At 72.1% G+C, this 22,682-nt stretch carries 19 protein-coding genes and 1 pseudogene; 11 read left to right on the top strand and 9 right to left on the bottom strand.

Going from position 1 to position 22,682, the window contains the following annotated elements; all coding sequences use genetic code 11:
* Positions 1-37 precede the first annotated feature (37 nt).
* The 3 genes from AC5R91_RS00655 to AC5R91_RS00645 form a co-directional block, all read right to left on the bottom strand.
* A complete protein-coding gene (locus AC5R91_RS00655) occupies positions 38-1,111 on the bottom strand; it encodes an LLM class F420-dependent oxidoreductase (protein ID WP_495395098.1) in 1,074 nt (357 codons plus the stop codon).
* A complete protein-coding gene (locus tag AC5R91_RS00650; protein ID WP_495395097.1) occupies positions 1,108-2,481 on the bottom strand; it encodes an FAS1-like dehydratase domain-containing protein in 1,374 nt (457 codons plus the stop codon). The genes AC5R91_RS00655 and AC5R91_RS00650 overlap by 4 nt, the downstream gene beginning before the upstream one ends.
* A gap of 134 nt (positions 2,482-2,615) precedes the next feature.
* Entirely contained in the window at positions 2,616-3,914 is a 1,299-nt protein-coding gene (locus AC5R91_RS00645) for an acyl-CoA dehydrogenase family protein (RefSeq protein WP_495395096.1), read from the bottom strand.
* A gap of 112 nt (positions 3,915-4,026) precedes the next feature.
* Between AC5R91_RS00645 and AC5R91_RS00640 the strand changes: the two are divergent.
* Positions 4,027-4,215, top strand: a pseudogene (locus tag AC5R91_RS00640) (SDR family NAD(P)-dependent oxidoreductase); the annotation flags it as partial.
* 98 nt (positions 4,216-4,313) lie between these two features.
* Here the strand turns inward: AC5R91_RS00640 and AC5R91_RS00635 are convergent.
* Positions 4,314-5,096 (bottom strand): FadR/GntR family transcriptional regulator, encoded by a 783-nt coding sequence (locus AC5R91_RS00635; protein WP_495395095.1) that lies wholly within the window; start codon positions 5,094-5,096, stop codon positions 4,314-4,316.
* Positions 5,097-5,330: 234 nt separating this feature from the next.
* Between AC5R91_RS00635 and AC5R91_RS00630 the strand changes: the two genes are divergently transcribed.
* The 4 genes from AC5R91_RS00630 to AC5R91_RS00615 all read left to right on the top strand — a co-directional run bounded on the left by AC5R91_RS00630 (position 5,331) and on the right by AC5R91_RS00615 (position 10,897).
* Positions 5,331-6,434 carry an acyl-CoA dehydrogenase family protein gene (locus AC5R91_RS00630; RefSeq protein ID WP_495395094.1) on the top strand — a complete coding sequence of 368 codons (1,104 nt, stop codon included), beginning with the start codon at positions 5,331-5,333 and terminating at the stop codon, positions 6,432-6,434.
* Between the two features lie 127 nt (positions 6,435-6,561).
* On the top strand, positions 6,562-9,123 hold the full coding sequence (locus tag AC5R91_RS00625) for a CoA transferase (RefSeq protein WP_495395093.1): 2,562 nt from the start codon (positions 6,562-6,564) through the stop codon (positions 9,121-9,123).
* Positions 9,124-9,239: 116 nt separating this feature from the next.
* Positions 9,240-10,448, top strand: a complete 1,209-nt coding sequence (locus AC5R91_RS00620; RefSeq protein WP_495395092.1) for a thiolase C-terminal domain-containing protein — start codon at positions 9,240-9,242, stop codon at positions 10,446-10,448.
* A gap of 2 nt (positions 10,449-10,450) precedes the next feature.
* Positions 10,451-10,897, top strand: a complete 447-nt coding sequence (locus AC5R91_RS00615) for a Zn-ribbon domain-containing OB-fold protein (RefSeq protein WP_495395091.1) — start codon at positions 10,451-10,453, stop codon at positions 10,895-10,897.
* Positions 10,898-11,043: 146 nt separating this feature from the next.
* Here the strand turns inward: AC5R91_RS00615 and AC5R91_RS00610 are convergent, their stop codons facing one another.
* Positions 11,044-12,402, bottom strand: a complete 1,359-nt coding sequence (locus AC5R91_RS00610; protein ID WP_495395090.1) for a M20/M25/M40 family metallo-hydrolase — start codon at positions 12,400-12,402, stop codon at positions 11,044-11,046.
* A gap of 194 nt (positions 12,403-12,596) precedes the next feature.
* Between AC5R91_RS00610 and AC5R91_RS00605 the strand changes: the two genes are divergently transcribed.
* Positions 12,597-13,052, top strand: coding sequence for a hypothetical protein (locus tag AC5R91_RS00605; protein WP_495395089.1), 456 nt, complete (start codon positions 12,597-12,599; stop codon positions 13,050-13,052).
* A gap of 124 nt (positions 13,053-13,176) precedes the next feature.
* On the opposite strand, the gene AC5R91_RS00600 is transcribed toward AC5R91_RS00605, so the two are convergent.
* The gene (locus AC5R91_RS00600; RefSeq protein WP_495395088.1) at positions 13,177-13,695 is read right to left on the bottom strand and encodes an SRPBCC domain-containing protein; all 519 of its coding nucleotides are present in this window, start codon (positions 13,693-13,695) and stop codon (positions 13,177-13,179) included.
* A 627-nt stretch (positions 13,696-14,322) separates the two neighbouring features.
* Here AC5R91_RS00600 and AC5R91_RS00595 point away from each other — a divergent pair.
* From AC5R91_RS00595 to AC5R91_RS00575, 5 genes are all read left to right on the top strand, one after another.
* The gene (locus AC5R91_RS00595; RefSeq protein ID WP_495395087.1) at positions 14,323-15,306 is read left to right on the top strand and encodes an ABC transporter permease; all 984 of its coding nucleotides are present in this window, start codon (positions 14,323-14,325) and stop codon (positions 15,304-15,306) included.
* 126 nt (positions 15,307-15,432) lie between these two features.
* Complete coding sequence (locus AC5R91_RS00590; RefSeq protein ID WP_495395086.1) at positions 15,433-17,292, top strand: ABC transporter substrate-binding protein; 1,860 nt, start codon at positions 15,433-15,435, stop codon at positions 17,290-17,292.
* Between the two features lie 186 nt (positions 17,293-17,478).
* Positions 17,479-18,480: an ABC transporter permease gene (locus AC5R91_RS00585; protein ID WP_495395085.1), complete on the top strand. Its 1,002-nt coding sequence runs from the start codon at positions 17,479-17,481 to the stop codon at positions 18,478-18,480.
* Complete coding sequence (locus AC5R91_RS00580) at positions 18,477-19,571, top strand: ABC transporter ATP-binding protein (RefSeq protein WP_495395084.1); 1,095 nt, start codon at positions 18,477-18,479, stop codon at positions 19,569-19,571. The genes AC5R91_RS00585 and AC5R91_RS00580 overlap by 4 nt, the downstream gene beginning before the upstream one ends.
* Positions 19,568-20,809: an ABC transporter ATP-binding protein gene (locus AC5R91_RS00575; protein ID WP_495395083.1), complete on the top strand. Its 1,242-nt coding sequence runs from the start codon at positions 19,568-19,570 to the stop codon at positions 20,807-20,809. Before AC5R91_RS00580 ends, AC5R91_RS00575 begins: the two co-directional genes overlap by 4 nt.
* Positions 20,810-20,840: 31 nt before the next feature.
* On the opposite strand, the gene AC5R91_RS00570 is transcribed toward AC5R91_RS00575, so the two are convergent.
* The 3 genes from AC5R91_RS00570 to AC5R91_RS00560 form a co-directional block, all read right to left on the bottom strand.
* A complete protein-coding gene (locus AC5R91_RS00570) occupies positions 20,841-21,503 on the bottom strand; it encodes a deaminase (RefSeq protein ID WP_495395082.1) in 663 nt (220 codons plus the stop codon).
* A gap of 28 nt (positions 21,504-21,531) precedes the next feature.
* Positions 21,532-21,789 carry a hypothetical protein gene (locus AC5R91_RS00565; RefSeq protein ID WP_495395081.1) on the bottom strand — a complete coding sequence of 86 codons (258 nt, stop codon included), beginning with the start codon at positions 21,787-21,789 and terminating at the stop codon, positions 21,532-21,534.
* A 119-nt stretch (positions 21,790-21,908) separates the two neighbouring features.
* Entirely contained in the window at positions 21,909-22,673 is a 765-nt protein-coding gene (locus tag AC5R91_RS00560) for a class I SAM-dependent DNA methyltransferase (RefSeq protein WP_495395080.1), read from the bottom strand.
* Positions 22,674-22,682: the final 9 nt, after the last annotated feature.

The following is a 22,682-nucleotide window of genomic DNA, read 5'->3' as shown; positions in this document are numbered from 1 at the left end:
TCGGCCGGCGGTCAGCGGCTCCCCGCCGGCCGGGCCGTCAGAAGGCGACCTCGGCGACGGTGCGCAGCGCCTTGTCGTCGGCGAAGCGGATGAGCAGGCCGGTGACGCCGGAACTCGCCCACGCGGCGAGCTGGTCGGCGATGGCGGCCGGCGGCCCGACGAGGGTCAGCTCGTCGACGAGGGCGTCGGGGATCGCGGCGGCCGCCTCGTCGCGGCGGCCGGCGAGATAGAGGTCCTGGATCGTGTCGGCGTCCTGCTCGTAGCCGTAGCGCCGGATCAGGTTGGCGTAGAAGTTCTCGCTACGCGCGCCCATGCCGCCGAGGTAGAAGGCGAGGTTCGGGCGGACCTGGTCGCGGCAGGCCGCGACGTCGTCGCCGACGGCGACCGGGACCGCCGGGCGGATGTCGAACGGCACCGCGGCTGCGTCGGTTCCGGTTCCGGTTCCGGCGCCGGAATCGGCTCCGGCGGCGGTGTTGCGGGCGGCCGCGGCGGTGATCAGGTCGCCGTAGATCTCCTTGAGGCGGTGCGGGCTCCACATCAGCGGGAGCAGGCCGTCCGCGATCTCCGTCGCCATCGCGATGTTCTTCGGGCCCATGGCGGCGAGGTAGATCGGCAGCTTCGTCTTCGGGAACCCGGGGCGCAGCGCCTTGCCGAGGCCGGTGGCGTCCGGGCCGTCGTAGGGGATGCTCAGATGGTCACCGTGGAACTCGATCTTCCCCTGCTCCTCCAGCAGCTTGCGGATGACCGTCACGTACTCCCGGGTACGCGCCAGCGGGAAGCGGAACGGCCGGCCGTGCCAGCCCTCGACCACCTGCGGGCCGGACACCCCCAGGCCCAGGCTGAACCGGCCCCGGCTGAGGTGGTCCAGGGCCCAGGCGGTCATCGCCGTGTTCGACGGCGTGCGCGCGTCGAGCTGCATGATCGACGAGCCGATGCGCAGGCGCTCCGTGTGTGCCGCGACCCAGGTCAACGCGGTGACCGCGTCGCCGCCGTAGGCCTCGCCCGTCCAGAACGAGTCGTAGCCGAGCGACTCGATGAGCCGTGCGTGCTCGGTGAGCTTGCGGCCGTTGTAACCGCCGGACATGACGCCGATGCGCAGGCTGGTCGTCATGACCGCTGCTCCGCCCGCTCGGCCGCCGACTCCTCCTGGCGGATGCGCTCGATCTCGTACTCGATCATCGCCTCGAGGGTGCCGCGGGGCGGGGTGGGCAGGGCGACGACCGGCTCGTCGCGGGTCGGGAGCAGGACGACGGCGGTCGCCGGGGAGGTCACGACGCCGCGCTGGTTGGTGCAGCCGAGCTCGATGTGGACCTCGTTGCGGCCGTCGACCTGCCGCTTGTCGACGACCCTGCCCCCGACCCACGTCGTGTCGCCGACGAAGTTGAACCGGCGGTGCTGCGCGGAGAGCTTCCACAGCCAGCCGTCGTCGCCGACCCAGTCGGTCAGCAGGTGGCACAGCCACGTCTCGCGCATGCCGCCGTAGTCGTAGGACGTCGGCAACCCCAGCTCCTGCGCCCGCGCCGGCTCCCAGTGCAGCCGCTGCACGGTGTCCGGGATGTTCAGCGCGTTCGGCGGGTACAGCCCCGGGGCCTTGCGGCGCACCTGGTAGGCGAGCCGGAAGGTGCCGGGCGGGGTGAGCTGCATGCCCCAGCCCAGGTGCCAGACGACCACGTCGGTCGTGGTCAGCGGGCCCTTCACCTTCGTCGGCAGCTCCGCGCCGATCTCGACGTCCTCGAAGAACCGCGGGGTGCCGCCGCGCCGTGTCTCCGCCGCGTACGCCGCGTCGATCTCGGCGAGCTGCTCGGGGGTGTACGGCTCGGGCAGCTCGCGCTCCTTCCCGCGCTCCCGCGAGGTGTGCCGCTCCGCGTTCACCCACGTGCCGCGCTGCAGGCAGGCGAGCTCGCCGCGGTCGTTGCTGTAGATCGTCTCGTTCGTGACGTGGGCGGTGCGGCCGCCGAACGAGCTGCGCTTCGCGGTGACGCCGACCTGGGAGTGAATGGTCCGGGCCCGGTCGCCGAGGGCGAACGGGCGCCACCACTCGAACTCCATCACCGCCTGGTAGGACCCGAGGCCGGCGAACGGGTCGCCCTTGAGCAGCGCCTTCGTCTCCGGGTCGGCCTTGCGGACGATGTTCTCGCCCATCGTGTACAGGAAGGTCGGCGGGGCGATCAGCGTGCCCCAGCGGGTGCCCTTGGCATACTCCGGGTCGCAGTACAGCGGGTTGTCGTCGCCGTAGCCGTAGGCGAAGTGCCGGGAGCCGTCCCAGGTCACCTCGTGGTTGTGCGGCCGCCCCGCGCCGGGACGCAGCACGCCGACGCGCCGGCGGGACCGCGCGATCGCCGCGTCGGTGAGCACCCCGAACCGCTCCGCGCCCGCCGCGCCGTCCGCGCTGTCGACCTTCTGCGCGCCGTCGGCCTTCTGCGCGCCGTCGACCTTCTGCGCGCCGTCGACCTTCTGCGCGCCGTCCACGCCGTCCGCCATCTCCCTGCCTCCGTCCGCCGCCAGAGGGTGGCTCGCCGCCGACGCCGCGGGCCGGGCACCGGCGAACCGCGAGTCGGGCCGCGCCAACCGAGCGGCCGTCTATGGGTTGAAAGTCATCGTGCATCTGCGCACGCTCAGCGGCGTTGGGTGCCGACCCTGAGCTCGCGGTAGGGCACGTTCCGGCTGGCGTCGGCCTCCTTCGGCAGGCCGAGGACCTGCTCGGAGATCACGTTGCGCTGGATCTCGTCGGTGCCGCCGCCGATCGCGCCGGCGAAGCTCCAGTAGTAGGTGGCGTGCAGCCGGCCGTCGTCCGGGGCGTCGGCGTCGACCAGGGTCGCGTCCGGACCGACGAGCGAGAGCATCAGGTCGCGGTAGCGACGGCCGTGCAGGCTGATCGCCAGCTTCAGCGTCGACCCGGCGGCGCCGGGAAGCCGGCCGGCCTGGGTGGCCGCCTTGACCCGCTGCGCGTTCAGCCGGATCACCTCGGCCTCGACGTAGTAGTCGGCGAGCGCCTGGCGGATCACCGGGTCGGCGCCGCGGCCGCGCTCCCGCGCCAGCGCGATCATCGCCTCGGGGGGCAGGAAGAAGCCCGCGCGCTGGTTCGGTGCCGGGGCCGCCAGGACGTCGGCGACCACCCGGTCGAGGTTGCCGGACCGGCGGCCGCCCTCGACCAGCCGCAGGCCGGCGAGGCCCTCCCCGCCGAGGCCCGAGCGTTCCAGCATCAGCGTCGTGCGGGCGACCCGCCAGCCGTCGTCGACCGCGCCGACCACCCGGTCGGCGGGCACCCGGGCGTCGGTGAGGAAGACCTCGCAGAAGTGCGCGTCGCCGCTCATCTGCCGCAGCGGCCGGACCTCGACCCCCGGCTGGTCCAGATCGATGATCAGAAAGGTGATCCCGTCGTGCTTGGGGACGTCGACGTTGGTGCGGGCGAGCAGCATGCCGCGGTCGGCGCTCAGCGCCCCGGACGACCAGACCTTCTGACCGTTGACCACCCACTCGTCGCCGTCGAGCACCGCCCGGGTCGACAGGCTGGCGAGGTCCGAGCCGGAGCCGGGTTCACTGAAGAGCTGGACCCACGCCTCCTCTCCGGTCGCCAGGCCGGGCAGAAAGCGCTCCCGCTGCTCGGGCGTGCCGTGCGCCAGCAGCGTGCCGGCGCCCAGCCCCTGGCCGACCCCGACCGGAGCCCCGATCACCCCCGCCGCGGCCAGCTCGGCCAGCACGGCCCGGGCATCGTCCGGTGCCATCCCGAGGCCACCAAGGCCGGCCGGCCAGGAAGGGTAGGCGTACCCGGCGTCGGCGAGCCGCCGCCACCACGCGGCGAGCGTCAGCGAGGTGTCCCAGTTCGCCCGTAACCACTCGCGCACCCGCGTGCGCGGGTCGCTCGCGTCGGCGGCCTCCACCGCCCCCCGTTGCGTCATGTGCTGCGCCGTCACGTGGTTCTCCCTCTGTCGAGACGGACACTCGCCGCTGGACTTCCGCCGGCCGACCCGCGGGCTAAATCCGGCTTCTGTTTAGTCTATTAAAGGGCTAGAGTAGCCGCTCGGACGCCGCGTCGTCGAGCTGAACCTGATCGCCACGTTCAACCTCAACCGGTTGCAGGCGTGGGCGATGAAGGACAACGAGCCGGAGGAGGACGAGCGCGGCGTCATCGTCAACACCGCGTCGATCGCGGCGTTCGAGGGCCAGATCGGCCAGGTCGCCTACACGGCGGCCAAGGCCGGCCTCGCCGGGATGTGGCGGCACCATCCGCCTCGACGCCGGCCAGCGCTTCGCCCCCAGGTAGGCGGGCGACCGGGTCGCGCGCGCAGCGGTGCGCCGACGCGGCGCCGGGCTCAGGAGTACAGGTCGACGCGCTGCTTGTTGCGGCGGTCGGGGTAGTGCATGAGCAGGTTCCAGTGCTCCTCGGCGGCGGCGGCGTCGCCGTCGGCGACCAGGCCGAGGAACTTCCGGTACGACCTGATCGCCCGACGGCGCTCGGCGGCGGTGGCGTGCTGGCCGGAGCGGCGGTAGTACTGCGCGATCACCTCGTGCAGGAGCTGGCCGAGAATCGACAGGGACGTGTTGCCGGCGTTGCGCAGCAGCGTGTGGTGCACGGCGGCCGCGGCCTCGCCGAACGCCGTCCCGTCGTCCTCGACGCCGGCCGCGGCCGCGGCCGCGTCGATCGCCGCGGTGAGCTCGGCGAGCGCCTCGGGGGTGTGGCTCGCGGCCAGCCGGCCCGCCAGCGGCGGCTCGACCACGGCGAGTGCGTCGTGGACGTCGGTCAGCGCCACGCCCTCGATCTGGAGCAGCAGGGCGAACATCCTGGTCATGTGCTCCACGGTCGGGGTGGTGACCCGCGGCCCGCCGCGGCGCCCGCGCAGCACGGTGACGAGGCCCTCGGCCTCCAGGATCCGCAGCGCCTCCCGCAGGGTGGTGCGGGCGATGCCGAAGACCTCCATCAGCTCGTCCTCCGGCGGGAACCGGTCTCCCGCCTTGAGCTCGCCGCGGGCGATCTGCGACCGGATCGAGGCGGCCACGACCTCGGAGGTCCGCGCGCTGCGTTCGACCCGGCGCGGGATCCGTACCGGCTCCACCCCGGCCGCGGCAGCGGCGGCAACGGCCTCGGGCGGGGTCATCGGCACTCCTTGAACATCGCAGGGCCCGCCGCGGTGGCTCGGGCACGTCGCTGGGCTCCTGAGCCCAGATTATCAGCGCAGAGATTGGTCCCTTTTCGGGCCGGCCCTGGCCACGCGTCCGCCGGGGGCACGACCGGGCGATCGGGGGCTAGGTCGCAAAAAGAGATTATGGTTTACTCGCTTTCCGAGCGGTCGTCCTGACGGGCGGGCCGACCGGTGGACGGAGGCGCCCTGATGGAGTTCGTCTTCACCGAGGAGCAGGACGGGCTGCGGTCCATGGTCCGGGACCTGCTCGCGGAGACCTCGCCCGAGGCCGAGGTCCGTCGGCTGATGCAGACCCCGGACGGCTTCGATCCGGCCGTCTGGCGTCGGCTCGCCGAACTCGGGCTGACCGGGCTCGCGATCCCCGAGCAGTACGGCGGCGCCGGCTTCGGGCCGGTCGAGGTCGGAGTCGTGATGGAGGAGGCGGGCGCGGCGCTGCTGTGCGCGCCCTACCTGTCGACCGTCGTGCTCGCCACCGAGGCGCTGCTCACGGCCGGCGACGAGGCCGCGGACAAGGCGTACCTGCCCGGCATCGCCGACGGATCGCTGCGCGCGACCTTCGCCACCGAGGAGCGCCGCACCGGTGCGCCGCTCGAGGCGACCGCCTCGCCGGCGGACGGCGGCTGGCGGGTGACCGGCACGGTCGGCCACGTCGTCGACGGCGCGAACGCCGACGTCGTGTTGGTGGTCGCGGCGGCGCCGGGCGGGCCGAGCCTGTTCGCTGTCGAGGCGGACGCCGCCGGCCTCACCCGGACGGCCACCGCGACGTTGGACGCCACCCGCCGGCAGGCGAGGGTGGCCTTCGACGCGGCGCCGGCCCGGCTGGTCGGCGCCGCGGGAACCGGCGCGGCCGTGCAGGTCCGGGTGCGCGACGTCGCCGCGACACAGCTCGCCGCCGAGCAGGTCGGCGGCGCGCAGCGGGTGCTCGACATGGCCGTGGAGTACGCCAAGCTGCGGGTCCAGTTCGGCCGGCCGATCGGCTCCTTCCAGGCGATCAAGCACCGGTGCGCCGACCTGCTGCTGCGGGTCGAGTCGGCCCGCTCGGCCGCCTACCACGCGCTGTGGGCAGCGGCCGACGGCGCGGCGGGCCTCCCGGTGGCGGCCCGGGTGGCGGGGGCCTACTGCTCGACGGCGTTCTACACCTGCGCCGAGGAGAACATCCTGATCCACGGCGGCATCGGCTACACCTGGGAGCACCCCGCGCACCTCTACCTCAGGCGGGCGGCCGCCGACCGGGTCATGTTCGGCGACCCGGCCACCCACCGTGGCGCCCTCGCCGACCTGCTCGGCGTGTGACGCCCGTCGCCGGGGCTGCCACGCCCATCGGCCCGTAACTGCTCGTCCCCGCAACCCCTCGTCCCGCCGCCGTCAGGCGAACCGTCCGGGCGGCCGGCGCGCCGAACTCCCCTGGAGGCCAGCCCGCATGAGCTCCACCCCACACGACCAGGCCACGGGAGACGGTCCGTTAGCCGGACTGTCGGTCGTGGACCTGTCGACGACGATGGCGGGCGCGTTCGCCACCCAGTTCCTGGCCGAGGCCGGCGCCGACGTCGTCCTGGTGGAACCGCCCGGCGGGAGCCCGCTGCGGGCGGAGGCGGCCTGGCCGGCGGTCGCCGGGGGCAAGCGCAGCGCCGTGCTCGACCACCACGACCCCGCCGACCGGGCCCTGCTCGACGGGCTGATCGCCCGGGCCGACGTGCTGGTCACGACCATGCGCCCGCGCACCGCCGAGCGGCTCGGCCTCACCGCCTCCCGGCTCGTCGCGCTCAACCCGCGGCTGGTCAGCGTGGCGATCAGCGGCTGGGGCTCGACCGGACCATGGGCCGACCTCAAGGGCTACGAGGGCATGGTGATGGCGAAGCTGGGTCTGTTCCACGCCAAGCGGGCGATGGTCACCCGCCGCGGCCCGGCGTTCGTCTCCGTCCCGTTCGCGAGCTGGGGCGCGGCGCACAGCGCGCTGCAGGGACTGCTCGGCGCGCTCGTCGAACGCGAGTCCAGTGGGCGGGGCCAGCACGTCGAGGCCGACCTGGTGCGCGGCGTGCTGATGCTCGACACGTGGGCCTGGTTCCAGCGGCTCGTCGCGCTGCGCTGGCCGGACGCGTTCACCTCGGTCGCGGCGACCACCGCGGCCGGCGAGCCGGTGGGTGGCCTGATCTACCCGCTGCTCGTCGGCCCGACGAAGGACGGCCACTGGCTGCAGTTCGCCCAGGTCCAGCCGCGGCTGTTCGGCGCGATGCTGCAGGAGTTCGACATGATCGAAATGCTCGCCGACCCGAAGTGGAAGGGCTTCCCGTTCCTGGAGACGCAGGAACTGCGCACCGAGCTGTGGGAGTACATGCTGGGCAAGGTCGCGTCGCGCACCCTCGCCCAGTGGCGCCACGTCTTCGACACCAACCCCGACATCAACGCCGAGATCTTCCGCGCCGGCGTCGGCGCCCTCGATCACCCGCAGATCCGCCACGACGGCCGCGACGTCGTCGTCGAGGACCCCGAGCGCGGTCCCGTGCGCCGTCCCTCGTCCCTCGTCCACGTCGACGGCGGGCCGCTCTCGCCGCCGCGTCCCGCGCCCCGCCTCGACGAGCACGGACCCGTCCTGCGCGCCACCCACGCGGCCGGCACCAGGGATCCGGCCGCCGTCGCTGCGGGCCAGGCCGGTACGGCCGAGCCCGATCCGCCGTCGTCGGGGCTTCCGCTGGCCGGCCTGACGGTGCTGGAGTTCGGCGTCATGTTCGCGGCGCCGTTCGGGGCGACGATGCTCGCCGACCTCGGGGCACGCGTCATCAAGGTCGAGTCCCTGGAGGGCGACGAGATCCGCCGGATCCTGCCGTTCCCGGAGGCCGGCGGCGCCCGCGTCGTGCAGGGCAAGGAGAGCGTCGCCCTCGACCTCGGCACCGACGAGGGCCGGCGCCTCGTCCACCGGCTGGTGCGGCACGCCGACATCGTGCTGCAGGGCTTCCGCGCCGGCGCGGCCGAACGGACCGGGATCGACGCGAAGACGTTGCGCGAGATCAACCCGGACCTGGTCTACGTCAACGCCCCCGGCTACGGCACCGACGGCCCGTTCGGCCATCGTCCGGCGTACGCCCCGTCGATCGGAGCGGCGATCGGCCTCGCCCTCGCGGAGGCGCCGGATGCCGCCAGCGCCACCGGCACGATGCGCGATGTCAAGCTCGCCGCCAACCGGCTGTTCGCCGCGTCCGCGGTGCTCAACCTGCAGGCCGACGGAATCGCCGCGCTGGGCGTCGCGTCGACGATGCTGCTCGGCGCGCTCGCTCGGCGCCGCGGCCGCCTGCTTCCCCCGCTGACCGTCACCATGCTCGGCACCGGCACGCACGCCCTGCTCGACCGGGTCGTCGACTACCCCGGCCGGCCCGCGTCCCCGACCGTCGACCCGGACGGCTACGGGTTCCACGCGCTGTACCGGATGTACCCGACCGCGCGCGGCCTGCTGTTCCTCGCCGCGCCGAGCGACCGGGAGTGGCGGGAGCTGGCCGCCGCGCTCACCGACACGGCAGGCGCGGACACGGCAGGCGCGGACACGGCAGACGCAGTCGCGGCAGACGCCGTCGCGGCAGACGCCGTCGCGGCGCTCGGTGACGACGGCTATGCCACCGCCGCCGGGCGCGCCGAACGCGGCGCCGAGCTCGCCGCGCTGCTGGCGACGATCCTCGCGACCCGCCCCGCCGCCGAATGGGAACGGCTGCTGACGGGCGCCGACGTCGGCGCCGTCGAGGTCGCCGAGGTCGAGCCCGAGCAGCTCCTGCTCACCGACGAGACCCTCGGCGCGGAGTACGGCGCGCTGGCCGACAGCCCGGTGTTCGACGAGCACCTGCGGATCGGCCCGCCGGTCCGCTTCTCCCGCTCGGCGACCCAGGCCCGGGGCGGCTGCCTGACCGGCGCCCACACCGAACCGGTCCTGCGTGAGCTCCTCGGCCTCGGCGACGGCGAGCTGGCCAGGCTGCGCGACAGCAAGGTGATCGGCTGACGTCCGCCTCGGACGTCGTGCCCGGGCGGCCGCGGGCGACCTCGCCGGTCGCGACGGCCACCCGCGTTTCCGGAGGGCAGGAGAGCAATGACCCACAACGACCCGTACATCCGACCATGAAGGACCAGACCGCGATCGCGGGTATCGGCTACACGCCATACTACAGGCGGGGACAGTCGCTGCCGCAGACCGAGACCGAGATGGCCTGCAAGGCCATCCTGGCGGCGTTGGCGGACGCCGGGCTGACCGTCAACGACCTGGACGGCTTCACGATCTACTCCAGTTCGATCGACCCGGCGACGGTCGGCTCGATCCTCGGCGTGCCGGAGGTGCGGTTCGCCGCGACGCTGACCTCCGGCGGCGGCGGGATGGCCGGGTCGCTGGGCCTGGCGGCCGCGGCGATCGTCTCCGGCCAGGCCGAGGTGTGCGTCACCGTGATGACGCTGCAGCAGGCGGCCCGTCGCCTCGGCGGCACCCAGGTCGAGGGCGGCGGCGGGGGCGGCGGCGGGGGCGGGGGCAGCCCGTACGGGGCCGGCCGGATCTCGCCGGGGGCCGTCCTGGCCGCCGGCAGCGGCCTGATCTCCCCTGGGAACAGCTTCGCGCTGCTCACCCAGCGGCACATGAGGCTGTACGGCACGAAGCGCGAGCACCTCGCCGAGGTGGCGATCTCGCAGCGCGAGAACGCCATCAAGCGGCCGACGGCGATCCGCCGCGATCCGCTGACCCTCGACGACTACTTCAACACCCGGATGATCTCCGACCCGCTCTGCCTGTTCGACTACACCATGGAGACCGACGGCGCGGTCGCCGCGGTCATCACCTCGGCGCGGCGCGCCCAGGACCTGCGTCAGCCGCCGGTCTACATCATGGGTTCGGCGAACGGCGGCGCCGGCCGGTGGGGCAGCGCCATCTTCAGCTACTTCCAGATGCCGGACGAGTACTTCGCCTCCAGCGGCCATCGCACCGTCGCCAGGCGGATGTACGACATGGCCGGGGTGGGACCCCAGGACGTCGACGTCGCCCTGCTCTACGACCACTTCTCGCCGCTGGTCATCATGCAGCTCGAGGACTACGGATTCTGCGGGATCGGCGAGGGCGGCCCGTTCGTCGCCGAGGGCAACATCCGGTTCGACGGCGGCACCATCCCGGTGAACACCCACGGTGGCCACCTGTCCGAGGCCTACATCATCGGGATGACGCACGTGCGCGAGGCCGTGGAACAGCTGCGCGGCGTCGCCGTGAACCAGGTCGAGGGCGCCGAGATCGCCCTCGTCACCGGCGGCCCGGCCGGCCTGCCCGTCAGCGGCACCCTTCTGCGGAGGTAACGATGACCCAGCTCCAACGGGGCGTGTTCCCCGCGCGCCTGACCGACCCGATGGCCGACGAGCGCACCCAGCCGTTCTGGGACGCGGCCCTGGCCGGCCGCCTGAGCATCGCCCGGTGCGACGCCTGCGGCACATTCGTCTTCCCCGCCGAACCGTTCTGCTTCACCTGTCAGGGCGACGCGTTCACCTACACCGACCTGCCGGGAACCGGCACGATCTACACCTTCACCGTGGTCCGCCACCCGCTCGCCCCGCAGCTAGCCGACGTCGTGCCCTACGTCTCCGGCGTCGTCGAGCTGGACGGGACGCAGGGGGCCGGCTGCCGCATCATCGCCAACATCGTCGACTGCGACCCCGAGACCGTCCAGATCGGCGACCGGGTCCGGATCCGCTTCGACCCGATCACCGACACCTACGCCGTTCCCCGTTTCGTTCCCGACGCCGGCTGAAGGACGGGGACGACACCTTCGCCGCTGGCCCGTCCAGAACGGTCGGTCGGCGGCCCCTCCACGGGCCGGGCCGGGCTGGACGGGCCGGGCTGGACGGGCCGGGCTTGGACGGGCCGGGCTTGGACGGGCCGGGCTTGGACGCGGAGTCAGCAGGCGCGCAGGAAACGGTCCAGGACGCGAACGCCGAAGCGCAGGGACTCGACCGGGACCCGCTCGTCCACGCCGTGGAACATCCCGGAGAAGTCCAGGTCCGCGGGCAGGAGCAGGGGGGAGAACCCGAAGCAGCGGATCCCCAGGCGGGAGAAGGACTTGGCGTCCGTCCCGCCGGAGAGCATGTAGGGGACCGGCCGGGCGATCGGGTCCTCCGCACGCAGCGAGGCGCCCATCGCCTCCACCAGCGCCCCGTCGAAACCGGTCTCGACGGCCCCGTCGTGGACGACCCACTCGCGGCGGATGTCCGGTCCGAGGATCTCGTCGAGCTGGCGGATGAACTCCTCCTCCTGGCCCGGCAGGTAGCGGCCGTCGACGTAGGCGGTGGCCTCGCCCGGGATGACGTTGACCTTCTCGCCGGCCTGCAACTGGGTGGGGTTGACGGTGTTGCGCAGCGTCGCGCCGATCATCCGGGCGACCGGGCCGAGCTTGCTGACCGTGGTCTGCAGGTCGTCGAGGTCGAACTCGACGCCGAGCGCCTCCCCCAGCTCGTTGAGGAACACCCGCACCGTCGGGGTGAGCACGAGCGGGAACTCGTGGCGCCCCAGGCGCGCCACCGCCTCGCACAGCGCGGTGACCGCGTTGTCGTCGCTGATCATCGACCCGTGCCCGGCCCGGCCGGACGCGGTCAGCTTCATCCAGGCCAGGCCCTTCTCGGCCGTCTCGATGAGGTAGAGCCGCAGGTCGTCGGAGACGGTGTAGGAGAAGCCGCCGACCTCGCCGATGGCCTCGGAGCAGTCGGCGAACAGCTCGGGATGGTGCTCGACGAGCCAGCGGGCGCCGAGCACGCCGCCGGCCTCCTCGTCGGCCAGGAAGGCGACGACGAGGTCGCGCGGCGGACGGCGGCCGGAGCGGGCGAGGTCGCGCACGACCGCGAGGGTCATCGCGTCCATGTCCTTCATGTCGACGGCGCCACGCCCCCACAGGCAGCCGTCGACCTCCTCGCCGGAGAACGGCGACACCCGCCACTGGCTGGCGTCGGCGGGCACCACGTCGAGGTGGCCGTGGATGAGCAGCGGCGCGCGGGACGGGTCGGTGCCCTCGATGCGGGCCACGACGCTGGTGCGCCCCGGCTCCGACTCCAGGATGGTCGGTTCGATCCCCACCTCGGCGAGCTTCGCGGCGACGTACTCGGCGATCGGCCGCTCGTGGCCGTCACCGTTGCCGCGGTTGACCGACTCGAAGCGAAGCAGGTCCCGACAGAGCTCGACCACCTCACCCTCGGCGTCCGGTGCGGTCACTGGCAGCCGGATGCCACCGGTCGGGTCGGGGGACGAGGACGGCGCGCTAGGCATGCCTCCAGTCTGCCCCGCCCGGGATGCGCATGCCGACCGCGGACCGTACCGTGAAACATTGTCGTAGCCGACCAGCAGCATTGCGTCGCCGCGTTCCCGACCGAGATGGCCCCACGGTGATCGCCCGCAGCGTGATCCGCGGCGGGGAGCGTGATCCGCGGCGGCGACCGCGATCCGCCCGTGGGAGGTCCCCCGTGACCGTCTACCCCTGCCCGCGCTCCGACCTCGCCTGCGCCGAACGCTTCCTCAGCACCGGCGACCTCGACTACCACCTCCATGTGACCCACGGCTACCGGGCCGTCTGGCGGATCGTCGCAAGCCTGCGCCCGGATCACCCGCTGCCGATCGGACCCCGCCCGACCCGCCACGTCCCCGACGGCCTGGTCGAGAGCCAGGGCTCCCCCACCCCGGGCGTGTCCCAGGGCATCCCCGCTCTGGGCGGGTCCCACGGCACCCCCACCGCGGGCAAGCCGGAGGCGACCCCGCAGCTCGAACGCGCGCCGGCCGCCGACGCGACAACGGCGGCTCGCCGAGGTGCCCACGCCCGCACCCGCAGGCACATCCGCACCCGTTCGCGGGCAGGCGCCCGAGCGGAGAAGGCCGGCCGCGCCGGCGCACGCAGCCGGGCAGGCGAGCAGGCGAGCCGCTGACCCCAACCGCTGCCTGAGCGGGCACGGGTCGGGCCCAGCCCCGTTGCGACGCGGGCCCGGGCAACGCGGTCGGGGAGCGGCGGGCAGGGAACGGCGGGCAGGGAACGGCGGGCAGGGAACGGGGTCAGGGAGCGGCGGGCACCAGGGCGCCGCCGGGCAGGCCGGCCGCCAGGTGGGCCTCGTACGACGGCCGCCAGGCCGCGGCGGCGGCGGGTCCCTGTGGGCCGTCGCCGGGCCGTCCCGCGACGGTCCGGTCGAGCTCGTCGAGGCAGACCGCCCAACCCGCGGCGTTGCGGGCCGCGGCGGACCGGTCGTCGAGCACGTTGACGAGCACGAGCCGGGTTCCCGCCTCGCCGGATGGTCCCAGCGTCAGGTGCAGCTCGTCGCCGCCCCAGGTGAACGCCAGCCGGCGCGGCGGCTCGAAGACCAGCACCCGCCCGGACGTGTCCGCGAGATGGGGGTCACCGGAGAAGGCGACGAGGCCACCGGCCCGCGGTTCGATCGTGACCCGCGAGGGGAACCAGTGGGCGAGCTCGTCCGGGTCGCTCACCGCCCGCCAGACCCGCTGCGGCGGCTGCGCATAGTCGCGTTCGAACTGCACCGCGGGTCGGCCGTCATGGTCGAGGAAGCTGCCGAGGTCCATCAGGTCTCCTCCGTCCAGGTCTCCTCCGTCGTGCCAGGTCTCCTCCGTCGTGTCCGCCGCCGCGTCGCGACGGCCACCCGAGCCGGTTCAGGGCCGCGTGCAACATGGCCGGTGGGACGCGCACCCTCGGTCGAGCTCGGCCAGCGGCACGGATCGCGAGTGTAGGGCCGGCGCCGCCGACGGCACCACCCTCTCCACCGGCTGCGACGACGGCACCGTGCGGATCCTGCGAACCACCACCGGCACCGCCACCGTCACCGAACCCCACCGCCTCGCCCACGGCGGCTGGGTCAGCACGGCCTCCTACCCCCGGTGGCGGGGCGGGGATGACACGCGGAGGTGACCCGCGGCGCGACGGAGGCCGCCCGATCTGACCCTTTGCGACCGATACGAGTGGATGTGGCACCGGGTCCATGGGGGTGATCGACACGCCGCGGTTACATCGATGTCTTCGAAACATGTCCGGGGCGAATCTGATGATGTCGACGGCGCGCGCCATGTAGCGAAGACGAAAAGTTTCCGGGTCAACTACCGTCCACGGCTATTCATCACCACTGCGGCTGGCTAGCGTTCCCGCGACCGCATCGGGCAGACGAATTCGCGGCCAGGATGGGTGGTGGTGGGACGATGACGGCTCCGCCGGGCGAGATGATGGTCGAATCCGTTGCCGCCCCGCCCGTCGTTTCGACGGAGGGTCGCTCGCTGTGGCGATCCGGCTGGATCAGGCTGAGGCGCGACAAACCCGCGGTGATCAGCGGAGTCTTCCTGATCCTCCTCGCACTGATCGCTATATTCGCACCGGTCGTCGTCTCGCTGCTGGGGCATCCGCCGAACGAGCCGCACTACGACCTTCTTGATCCGAACACCGCCGCGCCGCGGGGGCGTTTCGGCGGGATGAGCTGGGATTACCTGCTCGGGGTGGAGCCGGTCAACGGTCGGGACATCTTCAGCCGGACCGTCTACGGCGCGCGGGTGTCACTGCTGGTCGCGCTGCTGGCGACCGCGACAGCGGTGATCATCGGCACGGTTCTCGGGATGCTCGCGGGGTATCTCGGCGGGCTGTGGGACACGATCATCGCCCGACTGATGGATCTGCTGCTGTCCGTGCCGTCGGTGCTGTTCGCGATCGCGATCGTGGCGGTGATTCCGAACAAGGCGTTCGGTCTGTCGGGTTCGGGGCTGCGGATCGGGGTACTGGTCTTCGTCATCGGGATATTCGCCTGGCCGTACATCGGGCGCATCGTCCGCGGGCAGGTGCTGTCGCTGCGGGAAAGGGAGTTCATCGAGGCGTCCCGCTCGCTCGGCGCGGGGACGTTCACGGTGATGTTCCGGGAGCTGCTGCCGAACGTCGCCGCGCCGGTCCTCGTGTATGCGACGCTGCTCATTCCCACGAACATTCTCAACGAGGCGGCGCTGTCCTATCTCGGGGTCGGGGTCCGGCCGCCGACCGCCTCCTGGGGTGATTCCCTGGCCGTCGCCTCGCACGGCTGGTACAGCATCGAGCCGATCTTCATGCTGGCCCCGGGGCTGGCGATCTTCGCGACGGTGCTCACGTTCAACCTGCTCGGCGACGGCCTGCGCGACGCCTTCGACCCGCGCGGCGGTCGGTGACCGCGTTCCACCCGCGGCGCCCCCGCGGCGCTGCCCTCCGGCTTCCCGCGCCGGTCATCCCGCGGGACATCCGGGCCGACCACGCCCGCAACGCGGCGGGGCCGGCACACGTGTGAGGGAGATTCAGTGAAACGGCGTGCAAATCTCATCCGGATGGGGGCGCTCGTCGCCGCCACCGGGCTGGTGCTGGCCGCGTGTGGCGGCAGCAGCGGGGGCGGCGGGTCCAGCGGCCGCGCGACCGGTGGCGGCGCGACCTCGTCGTCGGAGGGCGGTTCGTCGTCCGGGAGCGGTTCGTCGTCCGGGAGCGGTGCGTCGTCCGGGAGCGGTGCGTCGTCGGGGAGCGGTGCGTCGTCGGGGGCGAGCGACGCGGTCCTGCACACCTCCGACAAGAAGGGTGGGACGCTGCGCGCTCTGAACGACTCCGACTGCGACTACTGGGACCCCGCCCGCACGTACTACGCGAACTGCTGGGACCAGCAGCGCTGGATCTCCCGCCAGCTCGTCACCTACGTGCCGCAGCCGGGCACGCCCAAGCTCACCGGTGACCTGGCGACCGCGGTGCCGACGTCGACCGACCTGAAGACCTGGACGTACACGCTCAAGGACGGGATCAGGTTCTCCGACGGCACGCCGATCACGTCGAAGGACATCAAGTACGCCGTCGAGCGGGTGTTCGCCACCGACGTCATCAACGGCGGCCCGACCTACCTCATCGACTACCTCGACGACCCCGCCGCCCCCTACCCGGGCCCCTACAAGGACACCGACCCGAACAAGCTGGGCCTGAAGTCGGTCGCGACCCCGAACGACAAGACGATCACCTTCCACCTGAACAAGCCGTTCGCGGACTGGAACTTCGTCATGGCGCTGCCGGGCGTCACCCCGGTGCCGAAGGCCAGGGACACCGGCGCCAACTACACCTTCAAGCCGGTCTCCTCCGGCCCGTACCAGATCGAGAAGTACACCCCGAACAAGATCATCACCTTCGTCCGCAACCCGAACTGGGACCCGAAGACGGACACGGTGAACAAGGCGCTGCCGGACCGCATCGAGGTCACGATGGGCCTCGACCTCGACGACGTCGACAACCGGCTGCTGGCCAACAGCGCCGACTTCTACGTCGGGCAGACCGGCGTGCAGATCAGCGCGCAGAACAAGATCCTGGGCGATCCGTCGCTGCGCAAGGACCGGACCACCAACGACGTCACCGGCTTCATCCGTTACCTGTCCGTCATGACGCAGGTCAAGCCGTTCGACAACGTCCACTGCCGCAACGCCGTCGCCTACGCCCTCGACAAGACCGCCCAGCAACTCGCCCGCGGCGGCCCGGTCGGCGGCGGGGCGGTCGCCTCGACGATGCTCACCCCGCCGCTGAAGTACTACAAGTCCTTCGACCTGTTCCCGACCGCGGGCAGCAAGGGCGACGTCGCCAAGGCCAAGCAGGAGCTCACCGCCTGCGGTCAGCCGAACGGCTTCTCCACCACGCTGGCCAGCCGCAGCAACGGCAAGGAGGTCGCGCAGGCCGAGGCGGTCCAGGCGTCGCTGGCGAAGATCGGCGTCAAGGTGGCGATCAACAAGAGCGCCCCGTCGCAGTACTTCTCCTCGACGATCGGCATCCCGGCGAACGTCCACAAGAACGGCATCGGGCTGGCGATGGCCGCCTGGGGCCCGGACTGGCCGACGCCGTACGCGATGCTGAGCTCCATCGTCGACGGTCGCAAGATCCTCGCCGCCGGAAACAGCAACTACGCAGAGCTCAACGACCCGGCGGTCAACTCCGGCCTCGACGACGGCACCGCCACCACCGACGAGGCCAAGGCCCAGCAGATCTGGACCGACACCGACAGGGCGGTCGTGAAGTCCGCCGCCTACATTCCGCTGGTCTACGACAAGGCGCTGAACCTGTTCAGCGACCGCACCACGAACATCTACTTCACCTCCGCGTACGGCATGGCGGACTTCGCCCAGTTCGGCGTCGTCAAGTGAACGGCGTCGACACGTCAATGACGTCGAGTAGATGACGTCGCGTGACTGAACGGGTCCGCGCCGGTGGCACCCCGCCACGGGTTTCCACCGGCGCGGGCCCGGTCTCGAACCACTGTCCGTGGTGCCAGCGGGTCCGTGGTGTTCGTGGTGTTCGTGGTGTTCGAGTCCGAGTCCGAGGGAGGTGACGTGGCCAGGTTCATCCTGGGCCGGCTGATCGGCGGCATCGTCATCCTGTGGCTGGTCAGCGTGCTCGCCTTCGTGCTTTTCTTCGTCGTCCCGAAGGCGCTGGGCAACAATCCTGCGGTGCTGTTCGCCGGGCGCAGCCCGGACCCCGCCACCATCGCCGGGGTGACGAGGAAACTCGGCCTGGACCGGTCGTACGTCGACCAGTACTGGGATTTCCTGCGGGGCGTCTTCGTCGGCCGCCACTTCGACTCCGGCTCGGATCGAAGCTGGTGCCCGGCGCCGTGCCTGGGGTATTCCTTCCGTAACGACCAGCCGGTGTGGTCGGAGATCGTCGACGCGCTGCCCGTGACGGCGTCGCTGTCGATCGGCGCGGCCGTGCTTTTCCTCGTCGTCGGCGTGAGCACCGGGGTGTTCTCGGCGGTGCGCCGCGGCGGCCTGTTCGACCGGATCGCCGCCGCGGTGTCGCTGGCCGGCGTGTCGCTGCCGGTGTATTTTACCGGACTGTTGCTGTTGCTGCTGGTCAGCTACAAATGGCACATCATCGACAACGTCCATTACGTGGACTTCACCCACAATCCGGCCCTGTGGGCGTGGAACCTGATCCCGGCCTGGCTGGTGCTGTCGCTGCTCTACACAGCCAACTACCAGCGGCTGACCCGGGCCAGCATGATCGAGACTCTGGGTGAGGACTACGTCCGGACGGCGCGGGCGAAGGGCCTCACCGAGCGCACGGTGATCGGAAAGCACGCGCTGCGCCCCGCGCTGACTCCGATCGTCACCATCTTCGGCCTCGACCTCGGGGTGCTGTTCGGCGGCGCGATCCTCACCGAGCACACGTTCGGCTTCCGCGGTCTCGGCGCCATCTCCATCGACGCGGTGAACACCCAGGACCTGCCGGTGACGATGGGGGTGACGCTGTTCGCGGCCTTCTTCATCATCCTGGCCAACGTCCTGGTCGACGTCGCCTACGCGTTCATCGACCCGAGAGTGCGGCCGTCATGACCGACACCACGTCCGCCACCGAAGCCCCGACCCCCGCCGCGGCGCCGGCGCCGGCGCCGGCGCCGAGCGGCACGCCGTTCCTGGAGGTGCGCGATCTCACGGTCAGCTTCCGCACGGACGACGGCGTCGTGCACGCCGTGGACAAGCTCAGCTTCTCCGTCGAACGCGGCCGCACGCTCGGCATCGTCGGCGAGTCCGGCTCCGGCAAGAGCGTCACCAGCCTCGCGATCATGGGTCTGCACCGGCGTGGCCGGCGGGTCAGCGTCTCCGGGGAGATCCGCCTCGACGGCGAGGATCTCGTCACCGCGCCGGCCGAACGGGTCCGTGGGCTGCGCGGCCGGCGGATGGCGATGATCTTCCAGGATCCGCTGTCGTCGATGCACCCGCAGTTCACCGTGGGTGAGCAGATCGTCGAGGCGTACCGGGTGCACAACCGGGTGAGCAAGTCGGCGGCCCGCCGACGCGCCGCCGAGCTGCTCGACCTCGTCGGCATCCCCGAGCCCGCCCGGCGCCTCGACGACTACCCGCACCAGTTCTCCGGCGGCATGCGGCAACGCGCCATGATCGCCATGGCGGTGTCGTGTAACCCGGAGCTGCTCATCGCCGACGAGCCGACCACCGCCCTCGACGTCACCGTCCAGGCGCAGATCCTCGACCTCATGCGCGAGCTCCAGAAGGAGTTCAACTCGGCGATCATCATCATCACCCACGAGCTCGGCGTGGTCGCCGAGATCAGCCACGACATCCTGGTGATGTACGCCGGGCAGGCGATGGAGTACGGCGGAGTCGAGGAGGTCTTCGCCCACGCCGAACACCCCTACACCTGGGGCCTGCTGCAGTCGATCACCAGACTCGACCGCCAGCTCGAGACCACGCTGCGCACCATCCCGGGCAGCCCACCGAGCCTGATCAACGCGCCGCCGGGCTGCCCGTTCCATCCCCGCTGTACCTACCGCGAGCTCGCCGGCCCGGCGACGAGCACGACGCGCCCGCCCCTTGCCGAGACCACCCCCGGCCACCAGGTGGCCTGCCACCTCCCGGTCGCGGAACGCCGGCGACTGCTGCGTGACGAGGTGCTCCCGACGCTATGACCAACAATCTGACCACCGACACTCCCACCACCGATATTCCCACCACCGACACTCCCACGACCGATCCCCCGGCCACCGGTACTCCGGCCAGGGACGCCCCGGCCACCGGTATTCCGGCCAGGGACGCCCCGGCCTCGGTGACCCGCGAGGGCGCTGCACCGACGGAGTCCGCCGGGCCACCGCCCGGCGACGGCATACCGGCATCGGCTGCCGAGGCCGGCAGCGGGCGGGGCCGCGCGGCGGGCGGCGGCGATGAGCTGGTACGCGTCACCGAGCTGACGAAGTTGTTCCCGGTGCGCCGCGGGACGCTGGTGCGCCGCGGCGCCGGCGCGGTGCGTGCCGTCGACGGAGTCAGCTTCGCGATCGACCGCGGCACGACGCTCGGCCTGGTCGGCGAGTCCGGCAGCGGCAAGTCGACGACGGGACGGCTCATCTCCCGGCTGCTCGAACCGACGTCGGGTACGGTCGTCTTCGACGGGCGGGACATCAGCCACCGGTCCACGCGCGAGCTGCGCCCGATGCGCCGCGACATCCAGATGATCTTCCAGGATCCGTACTCGTCGCTGAATCCCCGCCACACCATCGGTGCGATCGTCGCCGCGCCCCTGCGCATCCAGAAACAGACGCCCCGCGGCGGCATCCGCGCCCGGGTCCGGGAACTGCTCGAACTCGTCGGCCTCAACCCGGAGCACTACAACCGCTACCCCAACGAGTTCTCCGGCGGGCAACGCCAGCGCATCGGCATCGCCCGGGCGCTGGCCACCCGCCCCAAGCTCATCATCGCCGACGAGCCGGTGTCCGCCCTCGACGTGTCCATCCGCGCGCAGATCATCAACCTGCTCGACGGCCTGCGCACCGAGTTCGGCCTGACCTACCTGTTCATCGCGCACGACCTGTCGATGGTGCGCCACATCAGCGACCGCGTCGCCGTCATGTACCTCGGGCAGATCATCGAACTCGCCGAGCGCACCGACCTGTTCTCCGGCGCCCTGCACCCCTACACGCACGCGCTGCTGTCCGCGGTGCCGATCCCCGACCCCACCAGCCACCGCCGCCGCGAACGCATCCGCCTGCGCGACGAGGTGCCGAGCCCGCTGAACCCGCCGGCGGCCTGCCGCTTCCACCCCCGCTGCTGGAAGGCCCAGGAGATCTGCCGCACCGACGCCCCGCCCCTGCTCGAACGCGCCCCCGGCCACCAGGTCGCCTGCCACTTCCCGGAGAAACGCGACGTCGTCTGACCTGCCCCGCCGCGCGCCCCCGCGCACCGGGTCAGACGGCAGGCCCAGCCCGGTTCGGCTCGGCTGCCGGCAGGACGCGGTGAGGTCCGCGGACAGTGAGTCCGAGCGGGGCCCGCAACGCGTCGATCAACGTATCGAGGTCCGCCGCAGATGCGGCGGCCTGGCCGATCGTGGCGGCCACATCCGCCCGCGCCGCGACCGCGACGATCTCGGGCAGCTCCTCGCGCCAGGGAACGCTCGCCACTCCCCGGCCTGGCCGCCGGTAAAAGTAGTGGCAGGTCATCAGCAGGCCGGTCACCCGTTCCACCGCGCCGTCGGTGGGCCCGACGACCTCGAAGCTGCGTCGAGCAAGCTGGGGATTGTGCACGCTCATGGACGTCGCCGCCCCGCCGAAGTGATCCCGCCAGCCATAGTGCAGGACACCGACTCCGGTCTGCAGCGCGGCGCCCATGCACAGGCAGCAGGGCTCGACGTTGGTGTAGAGGACGTGCTGCTGGAACGAGCCCTGCATGGGTAGCTGGGCGAGCGCGTTGACCTCGGCGTGCGCGATCCGCGTGTTGGCGAGCTGCCCGGGAACCTGGATGTCCTCATGACGGGTGCTTCGCGCCTGCCCGACCGGTGTGCCGGACCCGTTCAGCACGACCGCGCCGACCGGCAGGCTCCCGGCCCGATAGGCCTCCCAGGCCAGGGACATCACCAACCGCCAGGGGAAATCCACCCGATCAGGATGGCAGCGCCGTCGGTTCCTCGAACCGCTTCGCGCACACCGGAACCACACCTCGCGCCCAGCCCTCAACCCCGATGATCACGGTGTCCCGCGGCGCAACGGTTCCGCGGAACCGCGCCACGCCCGAGCTCCGGCTCGGCTGCCGCTTCCCGGACACCTCGCCGACCTCGGCCACCTCGAAGGCCCGAAGCACGTCGGGACGCCGTCTGAACCCCGCAACGTCGTAGTACGCGCCGGTCAGGTGAAGCGGCACCCGCTCGTCCCAGTGCGCCTGGTTCAGCCGCCACCCGTCCGATTCCAGGTGGCCCGATGGCCCCTGGTCCGAGACTCCCCGATCCGGGGCCGCGCGATCCGCGGTTTCCTGCCCGTGGGTCACTGCGGCCGGCGCCAGACGGAGACATGGGCCGGGCTGGTCGAGGTGAAGGGCTCGCCGTTCCATCCCGCCCATCGCTCGGCGAGTTCCAGGCCGGCGAGGCGGCCCATCAGATCCAGCTCGCTCGGCCAGGCATATCGGATGTCGACCGGGTAAGTGCCGACTCCGCCCGGCCCAAGGACGAGGTGGTGACTGCGGACTCGCTGGGAGACCGGGTCATGGAGCGAGACGTTCAGTCGGGTCGTCTCCCCGCGCAGGCCGTCCACCTGTATGCGCTGACCTCGGTCGTACCGGGTGACGTCCGGGACGAACGCCTCCATGACGAACAGGCCGCCCGGCCGCAGCGCGGCCGCCACGTTCGCGAAGCAGCGCACCTGCGCATCCTGGTCGGCCAGCGCGAAGAAGGTGTTGAACACGACGTATACCAGCCCGAACGGCCCACCCGGGGCGTCGACCTCGGCGAAGTCGCCGAGCACGACGTCGACCTCGGACCCGCCGGGCTTGTCCCGCAGCCGGGCGACCATCCGCGGGGAGGCGTCGATGCCGACGACGGTCGTCCCCCGGGCCGCGAGCGGCAGGGCGAGGCGCCCGGTGCCGACGCCGAGTTCCAGCACGGGCCCGGCGCCGACCCGCGTGCGCAGGAAGTCGACCGCCACGGCCACCTCGGGTTGCCTGTCCGGCGTGGAATACCACTCGTCGTACACGTCGGCGATGTGTTCGCCGTAGGCCGCCGGGTCATGGTCGGTGTAGCCGAGAGGGGCCATGGCCGTCAG

It is taken from the genome of Frankia sp. BMG5.60 (genome assembly GCF_059428125.1).
The sequence above is the reverse complement of the archived record's forward strand: the minus strand, read 5'-3'. Positions and strand labels throughout refer to the sequence as shown.

What these genes read in the sequence shown, in the direction of transcription:
- AC5R91_RS00650 (WP_495395097.1), bottom strand. Translation starts at nt 2,481, where the DNA reads ATGGCGGACGGCGTGGACGGCGCGCAGAAGGTCGACGGCGCGCAGAAG.
- AC5R91_RS00625 (WP_495395093.1), top strand. Translation starts at nt 6,562, where the DNA reads ATGAGCTCCACCCCACACGACCAGGCCACGGGAGACGGTCCGTTAGCC.
- AC5R91_RS00575 (WP_495395083.1), top strand. Translation starts at nt 19,568, where the DNA reads ATGACCAACAATCTGACCACCGACACTCCCACCACCGATATTCCCACC.
- AC5R91_RS00620 (WP_495395092.1), top strand. Translation starts at nt 9,240, where the DNA reads ATGAAGGACCAGACCGCGATCGCGGGTATCGGCTACACGCCATACTAC.
- AC5R91_RS00570 (WP_495395082.1), bottom strand. Translation starts at nt 21,503, where the DNA reads ATGTCCCTGGCCTGGGAGGCCTATCGGGCCGGGAGCCTGCCGGTCGGC.
- AC5R91_RS00635 (WP_495395095.1), bottom strand. Translation starts at nt 5,096, where the DNA reads ATGACCCCGCCCGAGGCCGTTGCCGCCGCTGCCGCGGCCGGGGTGGAG.
- AC5R91_RS00630 (WP_495395094.1), top strand. Translation starts at nt 5,331, where the DNA reads ATGGAGTTCGTCTTCACCGAGGAGCAGGACGGGCTGCGGTCCATGGTC.
- AC5R91_RS00655 (WP_495395098.1), bottom strand. Translation starts at nt 1,111, where the DNA reads ATGACGACCAGCCTGCGCATCGGCGTCATGTCCGGCGGTTACAACGGC.
- AC5R91_RS00600 (WP_495395088.1), bottom strand. Translation starts at nt 13,695, where the DNA reads ATGGACCTCGGCAGCTTCCTCGACCATGACGGCCGACCCGCGGTGCAG.
- AC5R91_RS00595 (WP_495395087.1), top strand. Translation starts at nt 14,323, where the DNA reads ATGACGGCTCCGCCGGGCGAGATGATGGTCGAATCCGTTGCCGCCCCG.
- AC5R91_RS00615 (WP_495395091.1), top strand. Translation starts at nt 10,451, where the DNA reads ATGACCCAGCTCCAACGGGGCGTGTTCCCCGCGCGCCTGACCGACCCG.
- AC5R91_RS00610 (WP_495395090.1), bottom strand. Translation starts at nt 12,402, where the DNA reads ATGCCTAGCGCGCCGTCCTCGTCCCCCGACCCGACCGGTGGCATCCGG.
- AC5R91_RS00580 (WP_495395084.1), top strand. Translation starts at nt 18,477, where the DNA reads ATGACCGACACCACGTCCGCCACCGAAGCCCCGACCCCCGCCGCGGCG.
- AC5R91_RS00560 (WP_495395080.1), bottom strand. Translation starts at nt 22,673, where the DNA reads ATGGCCCCTCTCGGCTACACCGACCATGACCCGGCGGCCTACGGCGAA.